We start from the raw sequence: 13,604 nt of genomic DNA, 5'->3' as shown, positions 1-13,604 counted from the left end.
TGATTAACTCAGCCCTGCTGGGTCATTTTGTATGGCTTAGTCTAAACTCCAGTTACTAGAGTTATGGTATTGTGCTGTAACTTTATAGTACACAATCAAGCCACATAAAAATATCAATATTAAAATGTGGTTTTAACTACGCTATTACATTGAATTAGTAAGATAAACTTGCCGTATGTATGTCATCAAAATACTTACCTTCATCTAGTAACCAAAAAGGCATAAGCAATGAGTAAAGAACCAGTCAAAGTAATATTATGGGAAGAAAATCAAAAAGATTTTCTCAAAAAATTCTACGATCTTCAATTTACTCCCAGAGTAGGAGAGGAAGTTTACCTGAAAAAGGAGAGATGGAAAGTAACCAGAGTTGAGCATGATGTAGAAATTAGTGAGATTAATGTCTACATGGAATTAATCAAAAAACCCAAGCAGGATAAATCATCTAATTCTTAAATACAAGTAAATACACTCAACTATAGCAATCCTATTTGATTTGTGAGAATTGCAACCTGCAGATCCCCGACTTCGTAAAAGTTTTCGGGGATCTTGTTTATGCGCGTTTGATTCAGGTTTTAAATTTTTATACAAGGCGCGATGTCTACGACGGCCGTAGCTGGGACACCACAAGATTTGCAGCCAAGTGGTGACGATCGCACCCAATCTTGTCTATAACGATACACTATAAAAGTAAAGAAATGTAAATAAACTATATTTTGCAACCGTGGAAAACATCACATTGGGGCAAAATGGCCCATCTGTTACGCCCTTGTGCATCGGCACTTGGGCTTGGGGTGATAAACTATTTTGGAATTATGGCGATCGCTACGGCCCAGAACAGTTACAAGAAGCCTTTACAGCAGCCTTAGACGCTGGTATTACCTTTTTTGATACTGCCGAAGTCTACGGAATGGGACTATCAGAGAAATTTTTGGGAGAATTTCTGCAACAGACACAACAACCTGTACAAATGGCCACAAAATTTGGCCCCCTACCGTGGCGATTTACAGCCCAATCCGTCTCGGATGCTTTAACAGCCAGCCTCAAACGCTTGCAATTAGAGCGAATCGCCCTGTATCAAGTACATTGGCCTTTTGCCTTCTTTTTAAGTCAAGAAACTTTGATGAATGCCCTAGCGGATGAAGTAAAGCGGGGCAGAATTGCCGCAGTTGGTGTAAGTAATTACTCAGCAGAGCAAATGCGAGACGCGCATCAAATATTGGCGAACCGTGGAGTGCCTTTGGCTGTAAATCAAGTACGCTATTCTTTACTCAGTCGCCAAGTTGAAAGTAAAAGTATTATCGCAACTGCCCGTGAGTTGGGTGTGACTATCTTGGCTTATAGTCCTTTAGCTCAGGGATTACTCACAGGCAAGTACAGTATTGATAGTGCTGAAACCCCTACTGGTGCGAGGAAAATAGACGCGCGATTTAAGAAAGAAGGACTGCAAAAAATTGTCCCAGTCATATCTTTGCTACGCAACTTCGGGGAAAAATACGATCGCACTCCTGCCCAAGTTGCTCTCAACTGGTTAATTGCTCAGGGGAATGTTATTCCCATTGCTGGGGTGAAGACAGCTGAACAGGTACGGCAAAATGCTGGCGCTTTGGGCTGGAAATTGAACGACGATGAAATTGGAGAGCTAGAACTAGTTAGTCGTCCTTGGCTGTAGAGACGTTACAATGCAACGTCTCTACTCAAACACAGGAGGGTAGAATATTCTGAATTCTGTATTCTGACTCCTGTTTTATCTTCCTACAAACTTGTAGAAAAAATTACCCAAAAAGCCAAAAAGTCAAGAGCCAAAGTCAAAATCTTGACTCCTAACTCTCAACTCTCCAATTTCAGGTTTGGATTTTGGATTGAAGAAAAAACCTCAAATCTAAAATCCAAAATTGATTAACTTCTAACTGTTGACTAAGAAGCTGATTCTCTAGCTGTCGGTGAACCTATCTTTTTACTAGGGGATGCAGAAGACTCGTGCCCACTTGTCCGCAGTTTTGGCTTGGGAGAAGAATGTCTTTCGTCTCCATTACTGCTATCTGATTTCCATGCAGCACGGGGACGATCGCTAGAAGAAGATTCACGACGCTTACCGAGTCTTGGTTTGGGAGCAGAAGATTCTTCTTGGGGAATTTCCACGTCTGAACTCAACCAAGCAGGACGAGTTTGATCGTAAGCGATTTGTAGTGCAGCTGCGGCGATCGCTTGAGCATCGTATTCTTCAATCAATTCGCTGACAATGGGCAAGAATGAAGCCAAACGCTCACCTGTCAAAGCTTCCCGCACCAGTTCTTGCAATTTCAGAATGTGTTTTGCTTCAATCTGGGCGCGTGTGGGAATCGTCAGCACTTGCCAACTTTGGCGGTTATGACGTTCAAATGTTTGCTGTTTGCGGCGCTCAAATGGTTGTACTAAAGAAATTGCTGTTCCTTCTTTACCAGCACGACCAGTACGACCAATACGGTGGACGTAAGTTTCTACGCTATCGGGTAAGTCGAAGTTGATTACATGGGAGAGTTGATCGACATCTAACCCTCTTGCTGCAATGTCAGTTGCTACCACCCAGCGAACTTGACGGTTACGGAATCTGATTAATAAGCGTTCCCGCGCTTGTTGCGACAAGTCACCGTGGTATTCATCAACACTGTGACCAGCACCTTGTAACTGACTGGTGAGTTCTGCGGCGGTGCGTCTGGTGCGGACGAAGATTAAAGCTGTTTCTGGATCTTCCATTTCCAGAATTGGTTGTAAAGCTTTGGCTTTTGTCCAGTGGCGGGGGATCAAGTAAGCTACCTGATTAATCTTGTTGGGAGCGGCTTTTGGTTGCTCAACGGTGACAGTTGCAGGCGATCGCAAGAACTTGTTCACCAACATCCGAATCGATGGTGGCATTGTTGCCGAGAATAAAGCTGTTTGGCGATCTACGGGCGCTTGCGAGAGGATTTTGATTACATCGTCGATAAAGCCCATGCTCAACATTTCATCGGCTTCATCCAACACAAACCACTTCACTTGATCGAGCTTTAAACAGCCGCGATCGAGCAAATCTATTACCCGTCCTGGAGTACCCACAACCATGTGAACGCCACGTCTGAGTTGTAACATTTGGCGGTCAATTGATTGACCTCCATAGATTGCTAACACCCGCAATCCTTCATTACCGATAAATTGGGCGATCGCATCGTGAACTTGCATTGCTAATTCACGAGTTGGTGTTAAAACTATGGCTTGCACGGCTCTTTGATTGATATCTAGCCGTTCTAAAATTGGCAGTGAAAATGCTGCCGTTTTGCCTGTTCCAGTTTGAGATTGACCGACTACATCACGACCGGCTAGCAATTGGGGAATTGCTTGCACTTGAATGTTAGTTGGTTCGGTAAAACCGATTTTTTCTAGTTCTTCGACACGCTCTTGGGAAATTCCTAATTCTTGAAATGAAAGAGTCATTAATTCGTCCTAAATTTTATGTAAGGATTTTGGATTAGTCATTTAGTCATTAGTTATTTAGTCATTAGTCATTAGTCATTAGTTATTGGCTACTAGTGAGCCAAGGGCGATAGCGCAGCCTCAAGCTATGCCAACGAATCCGCGAACTTCAGGTAAACCCTCACGAAAACTGCCATTAATGCAGCGTTGACCTCAGAATAAGGGTGAATCTGGAAGGGTCATTTAACAAAAGACAAAGGACAAAAGACAAATAACAATTTAGTTATTGACTACCTGACCATAGAGGTCGTATGTATCAGCGTGGTGAATCGCTATTGGCACGATGGTTCCTAATTTTGCCTGGCCTTTGACATATACCAGACCATCAACCTCTGGGGAAAATCTACCTGAACGACCTATTAATTCACCACTTTCAGGATTTTCTTGCTCAATCAGGACATCAACGATTTTGCCTACTTCCTGTTGATTTTTCTTTTGGGAAATCGGTTGCTGGATTTCCATAAGTTGGTATCGGCGCTCGTCCATCACCAATTGGGGCAACTGATTTGGCAACTTGTAAGCTGGGGTTCCTTCCTCAGAGGAAAAGGTGAAGACACCAACATGATCGAATTCATGCCTTTGAACAAACTCTAATAAATGCTCAAAATGCTCGTTTGTTTCTCCTGGGAAACCAACAATAAATGTTGTCCGCAATACGGCTGTTGGTAGCGCCGTTTTGATGCGATCTATAATCCCATCATTTACGCGTCCTTGCCAAGGACGATTCATGGAGCGGAGAACATCTGGATGAGAATGCTGCAAGGGCAAATCCAGATAAGGCAAGACGTTGGGTGTTTCTTGAATCGCCGCGATTACATCTGGGGTCAGTCCCGTGGGATAAGCGTAGTGCATTCTGATCCACGGTATATCTACTTTCCCCAAAGCGCGAAGTAATTCGGCTAATTTTGGCTGACCGTAAATATCTAGACCGTAGTTAGTGGTGATTTGGGAAATTAAAATAATTTCCTTTACCCCTTGACTAACTAACTGCTCCGCTTCGGCGACGATAGATTCTATAGTACGCGATCGCTGGTTCCCTCGAAGATGAGGAATTATACAAAATGCACAACGATAATCACAACCTTCGGCAACTCGGAGGTAAGCAACGCCCTCTGTCGTAGTCCGATAGCGCGGTGTAGTCTCATCGGCGATGTAGGTTGGCTCAATACTAACCTGTTTAACCCGCTCGCCAAGTTCAACACGCTCAATTACATTAACAATTTTGTGATAATCGCCTGTACCCACCACCGCTACTGCTTCAGGTAACTCTTCCAAAAGTTGCTCTTGGAAGTGTTGCGCCATACAGCCAGTAATTACGATCTTTTTATTTGCCTCTGCCAGTTCTACTAAAGTTCTGACAGATTCTTGCCGGGCCGCTTCAATAAAACTACAAGTATTAACAATAACGTAATCTGCTAACTCTTCATTTGTATCTACACCGTAGCCTGCTTCTACGAGCAGTCCTAGCATATGTTCTGTATCAATTCGATTTTTCTCGCAACCCAGATGAGAAATGGCAATTGTTGGCTTGTCACCCATATTTTGAAAATATCTTCATTTTTTTTCTTGTAGTCAACATTCCGGCGCTAATTTCAATTTTTTTAGACCGCTATCCTTCTAATAACAGTACGATGGCAGATTTTCACTGTCACCAACTGTCAGTAGAATTATGACCCTATCAATAATAAAAATAGAGGTCATGTTATGATATTTTTATCAATCTGTTCCCCAGGGTAAATTGAAGTGTCTTTGGGTACATTTGACACTTGTAATGTTTTTTAACAATTCGCCTATTGATATTTTACATTATCACAGCGTGTGCGTTGTTAACCTACCCATCGGGAAGCCGCCCAAAGGGCTTGTTGTGAGAAGTCGCTACCCTCAGGGAAATCGACGAAAGCGACTACGCCTATAAAGCAGTAATGCTACCCTGGCGATTGGCAAGTCCGACGACAATGCGCGGACAAGACGCCTAAACCACGGAAAGCTGCCTTGCGTCTAGTGAGTGGCAAACTCCTCTTGTAGCCAGGTTTTATCTTAACATATCTTATGGGAGGTTTCACGCCAATTTCCATCTGAGGAAAGAGGCAATAAGCCGACTATCATAAAACACATTTGACTAGTTAATGAAAAGTCAAGAGTCAAGGGTCAAAAGGAGCCAGTCACGTGCGGGGTTTTCCCCGTTGAAGAGCCACCCCTGTAAAAAGGTTCCCGACCTTAAGAGGAGTGGTGTTGAACTGGCGTTCAATAGTCAAAAAATTCTGGACTCTGGACTCCGCGAGGCGGATTAAAGACGTGGACTTATATCAGATATTTAAAACTCGCTCACCAATTATTGGCGTGGTTCACCTGCTACCACTGCCTACCTCACCCCGTTGGGGAGGTAGTTTAAAAGCGGTGATCGATCGTGCCGAACAAGAAGCCGCAGCCTTGGCAAGTGGAGGGGTTGACGGTCTGATTGTCGAGAATTTTTTCGACGCGCCGTTTACCAAAAACCAAGTCGATCCAGTGGTTGTGAGTGCCATGACCATTGTGGTGCAGCGCATACAGAATTTGGTGACTTTGCCGATAGGTTTAAATGTTTTGCGAAACGATGCCAAAAGTGCAATAGCGATCGCTAGCTGTGTACAAGCGCAATTTATCCGCGTCAACGTCCTCACAGGCGTGATGGCAACCGACCAAGGATTAATTGAGGGAGAAGCCCATCAACTACTCCGCTATCGACGGGAGTTGGGTTGTGATGTTAAAATCCTGGCCGATGTGTTGGTGAAACACGCCCGTCCTTTGAGTTCTCCAAATCTCACAGTCGCCGTGAAAGACACCATTGAAAGGGGTTTAGCAGACGGAGTGATTTTATCTGGTTGGGCTACTGGTAGTCCTCCTAACTTAGAAGATTTGGAACTAGCTTGTGGCGCAGCAAATGGCACGCCAGTGTTCATTGGGAGTGGGGCAAATTGGGAAAATATTGATACATTGATGCAAGCAGCAGATGGTGTCATAGTTTCCAGCTCCCTAAAACGTCATGGACGCATAGAGCAACCAATTGACCCAATTCGCGTCAGTCAATTTGTGGAAGCCGCCCGTCGCAATTGGAACTCCAAAGGTGAAAGCAAATCAGCCGAACAAGTGAAGTTACATTCTTAGAAAGTGGGGAAAGAGAGTTAGGAGTTAGAAGTTAGGAGTTATGAGTTATGAGTTATGAGTTTTAAACTAATTGTTCCTAACTCCTCATTCTTAACTCCTCACTCCTCACTCCTCACTCTTAAACTCCTAACTATTACTACTCCCCATTCCCCAATATTTATGATTCGCCGCCGTTCTACTCCTTGGATTCATAAATGGTCACGTCCATTGATTGCCGCGATCGCTGGATGTGGTGCTTTGATCACAGGTTATCTCACTATAGAAAAGTTAACCGGAGGCAGTGCCGCGTGTGTGGCACAGGCTGGCGCTAAGGGCTGTAATGATGTGCTTTCCAGTCCTTGGGCAACGGTTTTTGGACAGCCATTAGCTTTGTTTGGATTTTTGGCATACACCAGTATGGTGATATTGGCTTTGGCTCCCTTGGTATTCAACTCAGGGGAAAACAATAACCGCAAACAATTGGAAAATTGGACGTGGTGGCTGCTGCTGGTAGGTGCGATCGCTATGTCTGTCTTTAGCGGCTACTTAATGTATGTGCTGACATCTCAAATCAAAGCTATTTGTCCTTACTGTATCGGTTCAGCTTTGTTCTCTGTTAGTCTTTTGATCCTAACGATTATCGGTCGGACTTGGGAGGATATTGGACAAATCTTGTTTACCGCCCTGATTGTCGGGATGGTAACGCTGATTGGTACTTTAGGCGTCTATGCTGGCGTGAATCAATCAGATGTGACACCTGGAACTCCTGGACAACCTACAAAAATTATCTTTACTCCCAAGGAAAACCCCAACCCAGCGTTCGGTTGGGAAGTTACCACTACTTCTGGTGAGGCAGAAATAGCTTTAGCAAGCCATCTAGCAAAGATAGGTGCAAAGGAATACAGTGCTTATTGGTGTCCTCACTGTCATGAACAAAAGCTGCTTTTTGGTAAAGAAGCTGAGGAAATAATCAATAATGGTATTAAGGTAGAGTGCGCCCCCGATGGACTCAAAGCTCAACCAGAACTCTGTAAAGCTGCAAAAATTGAAGGTTTCCCCACTTGGATCGTTAATGGTAAAAGCTATAGCGGAGTCCAAAACTTAGAGGAACTAGCAAAAGTTTCTGGTTACACGGGGCCTCGGAACTTTAAGTATTTCAAGTAAACTGACCTTCAGTAGTTCACACCCCATAGTCAACTGGATGAATAGAGTAAAATCTGTTTCCAGTTGGCTTTTTTGTTTTTGGTAACAGATAATAGGTCTTATCCAATGCCCAATTACCAATTTTCCTGCGGCTTTTATCTACAAATACTTAAGCTCAAGGAAATTAGCTAAGTACATTTACTTTAAAATAATGTATATTTTAATTTCTTTCTATAACACTTGAAAGCCACCTTGGGATGTAATCATGTCAAGGCTCGAATTGGGAACTGTTTCTGTTGGAAGTTAACGTAATTCTCAGTAAGATACCTAATCGATCGCAAATGTGAGTTTAATTGAGTAGGCTCTACTAGACAAGGCTTTAAGAGTTAAATTTACTGAACTCACTTCCAACAATGTTGATTAATCTGTGCTGAGAGCCACAAGAGTCACAGTTGCCTTTTAGTCAGATAATTGGCCTCAATATATGGTAATACATCACAAATACCACGATGTCTTAAAGAACCTTGCTGAGTTAAAAAAATTTTTAGAAACTCTATTTAGCTCCTACTTGAGCTATGTTAGTCCGATAGTTAATAGCTATAGGAAATAGAGAATATTTCTGCCTACTAGGTAATGGGAATGAATCAGCAGCTAGGCAAGCGTTTTGTGAAGTTAACCTTTGGACTGAAACAATCGCTTAGTCGAGGACACAGAGAATTGATTACTGCGGCCAGCGTTGCAGTCTGCGTCCTGCTTTTGCACTCCATTGGATTATTGCAATCTTTGGAGTTGGCAGCTTTGGATCAATTTTTTCGCTTACGTCCAAATGAACCGCCAGAGGACCGGATTACAATCGTAGTGATTGATGAGGCTTATTTAAATGAAGTACGTTCGTGGCCAATTCCAGATGCGAAGATTGCCCAGTTGTTGCAAAAATTAAATGTCCACAAACCCCGTGCGATTGGCTTAGATATCTACAGAAATTTACCAGTAGAGCCTGGTAATCAAGAACTACGTAATGCTTATCAGTCAATGCCCAACTTGATTGGTATTGAACTACTAGCAAATGATAACAACAAAAACTTTAGTGTTTCGCCTCCACTGGGACTAGATCGGGATCAAGTGGGCTTTAATAACGTGCTGTACGATCTTGATGGTAAAGTGCGTCGCAGTTTGTTGTATTGGCACGTTAAAAGTGAAGTACACGAAAGTTTTGCCCTGAAGTTGGCTTTATTGTATTTAAAGTCAAAGGGAATTACTCCCACTAAAGCAAAAAGTAACCCTGAGTATTTGCAATTGGGTAAGGCAGCATTTACTCGTTTTGAGGCTAATGATGGTGCTTATGTGGGAGCTGATGATAGAGGCTACCAAATTTTGAGCAATTTTCCCAAACCTAAATGTCAAAGTTCGTCTGGAGAGTTTTGTAGTTTTCGCCAGGTATCGATGAGAGATGTACTGGCAGATAAAGTCAAAGCAAACTTAATCAAAGATCGGATTATACTTATTGGCTCCACTGCACCCAGTCTCCAAGATTTTGTATTTATTCCCTACTCCAGCAGTTTAATTGGTACGGCAAAGCCTGTACCTGGTATTCAATTGCAGGCTTATTTTATTAGTGAGTTAATCTCTGCTGCTGTACATGGAAGACCATTACTCAAAGTTTGGCCTGACTTGGTAGAATATTTGTGGGTTTTTGTTTGGTCTTATTTGGGAGCCGTGACGATATGGCGGATACGACACGCAACTAGGAGTCTCTTCTGTATCCTAGCTTCTTGCTTTGTATTGACCGTGAGTGCATACCTTGCTTTCTTATACGGTTGGTGGATACCGCTCATTCCCTCACTGGTTTGCTTTGGCACTTCAGCTATTTGGATGACTAGTCATATCGCTCACATGCAGGAAGAGTGGAAACGTTCCAAAGAATTTTTGCATCACGTTATCAACACGATCCCCGATCCAATTTTTGTGAAAAATGAACAACATCAGTGGATTGTTTTAAATGAGGCGTATTGTCGATTTATCGGTTATCCAAATAAGTTTTTAATTGAAAAGTCAGACTATGACTTTTTCCCAAAACATGAGGCTGATGTATTTCGACAACAGGACGATCTTGTTTTTCGGACTCAGCAACCCCAAGAACATGAAGAAGAATTTACAAATGCCAATGGTCAGACTCATCAAATTGCCACTAAGCGATCGCTCCACAAAGACTCAGCTGGCAATTTCTTTTTAGTTGGTGTCATCCGAGATATTACTGAGCGTAAGCTGATGGAAGAACAGCTCAAGCGTACTGCTGCTGAACTATTCCGCTCTAACAATGAATTAAAACTTAAAGAAGACCACTTACGTTATTTAGCGTATCACGACCCACTCACCGGTTTATCCAATCGCAAATTTTTTGCCGAGCAACTTTACGAGTCCTTACATTGGGCACAACACAATAACTTGTTGCTGGGACTGCTGTTTATCGATCTAGATGGCTTCAAGCAAGTCAATGATACTTTGGGACACGAGACGGGCGATCGCTTGTTAATGACTATTGCTGAAAGACTCAGCAACTCTTTACGCGCTAGTGATACAGTTTCTCGCTTGGGTGGCGATGAATTTACTGTGATTTTACGGGCAATTCCTAATGTCCAAATAGCTGCTAAAGTCGCTGAAAAAATTTTAAGCAGTATTACCAAGCCAATTGTTTTGGACGGCTATACAATCCGAGTCTCTGCCAGTATTGGCATTAGTGTTTACCCATACAACAGTCAAGATAGTGAAACTTTGATGAAACAAGCTGATACAGCAATGTACCGTGCAAAGCGTTTGGGTAAAAATCGCTACGAGTTTGCTTAATTAGTTAAGAGTCAAGTCTCCAGCTTTTTTTCACTATAGTTACAATTTTTACCTTCAAATTAGGAATTTCGACTGGAGACACCTCTAAGACACTATTTTGAAAAATATAGCTTGTGTTCTGCGAGGTAAATTTTTAGCCAAGATATATACCCAATAGGGATTGTTGGCTTGAAGACTAAATCTCATAACTGATGTCATAAAGCAATTAGCGATCAAAAATAATTAAGAAAATAATTTTTAATGTAATTTAAATTACATTAAAAATTATACTTATACTTATTCGCTTATTACGCTATTTGATAGTTTTAAAAATCCTTATAACACGATAAATATGTTGTTTTATCTTTACACATCTTTACTAGATTAAGTCTAAACTATACAATCAAATAAGTATTATTTCACATTTTTCTGAACTCCTGATTCAGAAAACATAGTGTTTACACTTAAAAGTGTTAAGATATTATTAATAAATAGTAAATTAAGCAAAATGCTCACAGTAAATCATTGACATATCTAACCTGAGACTGATGTAAAAACCGCTTATTAAGAATACCACTTAAGTATAAAGACTCTTTTATATCGGCAGATTAAGGTTAATCGACAAGCGAATACCACAATAACTTGTACGCTACCAGCAATAATTTCATAAAGTTAAAACACTTTTTTCAAAAAGTATAGTAAATATACGGTAGTAAATAAAAAATACGCTTTGAAATAAAAAATTAGTAAATTTACTGAAAGACATGAAGACTAACTTCCGAATCACAAAGTTTATGATATTCTGCATAGGTGCTTATATACTGATCCCAAAAATTGCTGCTTGCACAGGTATATTGAGTACTGCAAGTGCTAATTCTTTTGGCCCTACTAGCAGTGATACCTTAATCGCCCGCAAGGTCAATTCTCAAAATTTACAAGACATATACATTCCACCAAATTATGGTGGTCCCGACAGTCATAATGGTAGCGGTACCCGTTGATGACAATTTTAGATTTTAGATTCTGGTAGAGCAGCGGAATGAGTTAACTACCATCTTGGACACCACATCTTTTACTTAGCGGCTCATTGCAAGATGTTGTGCTTAGGGTTGCGAGAACCGTCAGGCTCTCTAAGGTAGTTGATTCAAGACAATAGTGGAGATTTCCACCAATGATTTGTTTGTATAAGTGTGTGGACTTGCCAATTTGAGTCTGGTTGAGGATAATCTAAACGGAAGTGTCCGCCTCGGCTTTCGGTTCTAAAAGCAGCACTTTTGAGAATTAAATCAGCTACATCTAATAAATTGCGGGTTTCTGCCCAAAGTCCCAATTGCCGTTCAACATCTGGTAGGTCAAAACTAGCGGGTTCTACTGGACGTAAAGCAAGCAAGAATTGAGTTAAAGGCAAAGCGGCGAAATCTTGCTGCCAAGATTCAATAGTAGCGATCGCACTTTCCAGCCTTGATTGCTCCCGACAAATACCAGCACTTTCCCACACTAGACGCGGTAACTTCTCCCGGAGTGCTTCTAACTGTACTTGTTGGATGTGCCATTCACTAGCATCAGGACTAAATTTCCGTAACGGTAGCACTGGTATTTCTAAAGGCAGCCCAATATTTTCTAACTTAATATTAGCCATCTGGGCTCCAAACACAATACATTCCAAAAGGGAATTACTGGCAAGGCGATTTGCCCCATGCACACCAGTACTAGCGGTTTCACCCACGGCATATAAACCAGGGATATTTGTGCGATTCATCAGATCCGCAACAATTCCACCCATCCAGTAATGGGCGGCTGGCGCTACAGGAATTGGTTCGTGGAAGACATCAACGCCCCAATGTTGACAAACTTTGATGATGTTGGGAAAGCGGTGACGAATCTTGTCGGCGGGGATGGGGCGCATATCCAACCAGACATGAGCAGTAGCCAAATCAAGGGCGGTACGTTGTAAATGGCTGAAAATTGCTCTACTGACCACATCTCTAGGTGCAAGTTCACCCGCAGGGTGGTAGTCAAAGGCAAAACGCCGCCCTTCATTATCGATGAGATGTGCCCCCTCGCCGCGTACAGCTTCGCTGATCAAGAAGCGATCGGCACCAGGTTTAGTGAGGGCAGTGGGGTGAAATTGGACAAATTCTAAATCGCGGAGGATAGCCCCAGCCCGATATGCGATCGCTACCCCATCACCCGTACTCACAGCCGGGTTAGTGGTTTGGGCAAATACCTGACCACCGCCACCGGTTGCTAGTACCACAGCACCAGCTCTTATCCAGGTGATTTTACCTTGATAAAACAGGCTAATTCCCTGACAGCAACCAGTTTCGGGTTCAATCCACAAACTCAAAGCCAAAGCTTGCTGAATGACTTGAATATTTTGGCGATGTAATACTTTAGCGGTGAGGGTAGTGGTAACTTCTCTGCCTGTGGTGTCAGCAGCGTGGAGAACACGGCGGCGAGAATGAGCGGCTTCTAAAGTTAAAGCTAAGGCTTGACCATGACGGTCAAAAGCGACTCCCAAGTTAACTAGGGATTGAATACAGCCAGGGGCATGTTGGGCGAGAAATTCGACAGCGGTGCGATCGCATAAACCTGCACCCGCCTGGATCGTATCTTCAATATGCAGCGTGGGAGAATCTTCTGGGGCGATCGCTGCGGCAATGCCACCTTGTGCCCAATCACTGGCGGATAAAGCAACGGTTTCTTTGGTAATCAAACCGACTCGCAAGGATTCTGGCAGACACAGAGCTGTGTATAGTCCAGCGGCACCAGCACCGACTACTAAAACATCAAATTGGCTGGGAATATCTATTTGAGACAAGGTAATGGAGAAGTTAGGAGTTAGAAGTGAGAAGTGAGGAGTTAGAAGTGAGGAGTTAGAAGTGAGGAGTTTTGAATTTTTAACTCATAACTCATAACTCATAACTCATAACTCATAACTCCTAACTCATAACTCATATCATGCCCCACTCCTTAGAATCAGGAGTGGGCTGTTATTTGCTACATTAACTGCAATTCAGTTATCTGTA

At 42.6% G+C, this 13,604-nt stretch carries 9 protein-coding genes; 6 read left to right on the top strand and 3 right to left on the bottom strand.

Features of this window, described 5'->3' with window-relative positions:
• Window positions 1-228: 228 nt before the first annotated feature.
• Window positions 229-453, top strand: a complete 225-nt coding sequence (locus tag ACM0OX_RS33055; RefSeq protein ID WP_179066759.1) for a hypothetical protein — start codon at window positions 229-231, stop codon at window positions 451-453.
• A 268-nt stretch (window positions 454-721) separates the two neighbouring features.
• A complete protein-coding gene (locus ACM0OX_RS33050) occupies window positions 722-1,669 on the top strand; it encodes an aldo/keto reductase (RefSeq protein WP_414519168.1) in 948 nt (315 codons plus the stop codon).
• A 245-nt stretch (window positions 1,670-1,914) separates the two neighbouring features.
• On the opposite strand, the gene ACM0OX_RS33045 is transcribed toward ACM0OX_RS33050, so the two are convergent.
• Window positions 1,915-3,447, bottom strand: coding sequence for a DEAD/DEAH box helicase (locus ACM0OX_RS33045; protein WP_414519167.1), 1,533 nt, complete (start codon window positions 3,445-3,447; stop codon window positions 1,915-1,917).
• 258 nt (window positions 3,448-3,705) lie between these two features.
• Window positions 3,706-5,025, bottom strand: a complete 1,320-nt coding sequence (gene rimO / locus ACM0OX_RS33040; protein WP_094352114.1) for a 30S ribosomal protein S12 methylthiotransferase RimO — start codon at window positions 5,023-5,025, stop codon at window positions 3,706-3,708.
• 756 nt (window positions 5,026-5,781) lie between these two features.
• Here rimO and btpA point away from each other — a divergent pair.
• From btpA to ACM0OX_RS33020, 4 genes are all read left to right on the top strand, one after another.
• Complete coding sequence (gene btpA, locus ACM0OX_RS33035; RefSeq protein ID WP_094352113.1) at window positions 5,782-6,630, top strand: photosystem I biogenesis protein BtpA; 849 nt, start codon at window positions 5,782-5,784, stop codon at window positions 6,628-6,630.
• A gap of 159 nt (window positions 6,631-6,789) precedes the next feature.
• Window positions 6,790-7,773 carry a vitamin K epoxide reductase family protein gene (locus ACM0OX_RS33030; protein WP_414519169.1) on the top strand — a complete coding sequence of 328 codons (984 nt, stop codon included), beginning with the start codon at window positions 6,790-6,792 and terminating at the stop codon, window positions 7,771-7,773.
• 618 nt (window positions 7,774-8,391) lie between these two features.
• A complete protein-coding gene (locus ACM0OX_RS33025) occupies window positions 8,392-10,596 on the top strand; it encodes a CHASE2 domain-containing protein (RefSeq protein ID WP_414519166.1) in 2,205 nt (734 codons plus the stop codon).
• Between the two features lie 773 nt (window positions 10,597-11,369).
• The gene (locus tag ACM0OX_RS33020) at window positions 11,370-11,576 is read left to right on the top strand and encodes a hypothetical protein (RefSeq protein WP_414519165.1); all 207 of its coding nucleotides are present in this window, start codon (window positions 11,370-11,372) and stop codon (window positions 11,574-11,576) included.
• Between the two features lie 143 nt (window positions 11,577-11,719).
• Here ACM0OX_RS33020 and nadB read toward each other — a convergent pair whose 3' ends face one another.
• Entirely contained in the window at window positions 11,720-13,396 is a 1,677-nt protein-coding gene (gene nadB / locus ACM0OX_RS33015) for an L-aspartate oxidase (RefSeq protein WP_414519164.1), read from the bottom strand.
• Between the last annotated feature and the right edge of the window lie 208 nt (window positions 13,397-13,604).

The sequence above is a fragment of the Nostoc sp. PCC 9305 genome, from assembly GCF_963920915.1.
In the GTDB taxonomy this organism is placed as follows: Bacteria; Cyanobacteriota; Cyanobacteriia; order Cyanobacteriales; family Nostocaceae; genus Nostoc.
The sequence above is the reverse complement of the archived record's forward strand: the minus strand, read 5'-3'. Positions and strand labels throughout refer to the sequence as shown.

Excerpts from the sequence above, each read along its gene's own strand:
- rimO (WP_094352114.1), bottom strand. The coding sequence starts at position 5,025 with ATGGGTGACAAGCCAACAATTGCCATTTCTCATCTGGGTTGCGAGAAA.
- ACM0OX_RS33020 (WP_414519165.1), top strand. The coding sequence starts at position 11,370 with ATGATATTCTGCATAGGTGCTTATATACTGATCCCAAAAATTGCTGCT.
- ACM0OX_RS33045 (WP_414519167.1), bottom strand. The coding sequence starts at position 3,447 with ATGACTCTTTCATTTCAAGAATTAGGAATTTCCCAAGAGCGTGTCGAA.
- ACM0OX_RS33025 (WP_414519166.1), top strand. The coding sequence starts at position 8,392 with ATGAATCAGCAGCTAGGCAAGCGTTTTGTGAAGTTAACCTTTGGACTG.
- ACM0OX_RS33030 (WP_414519169.1), top strand. The coding sequence starts at position 6,790 with ATGATTCGCCGCCGTTCTACTCCTTGGATTCATAAATGGTCACGTCCA.
- ACM0OX_RS33055 (WP_179066759.1), top strand. The coding sequence starts at position 229 with ATGAGTAAAGAACCAGTCAAAGTAATATTATGGGAAGAAAATCAAAAA.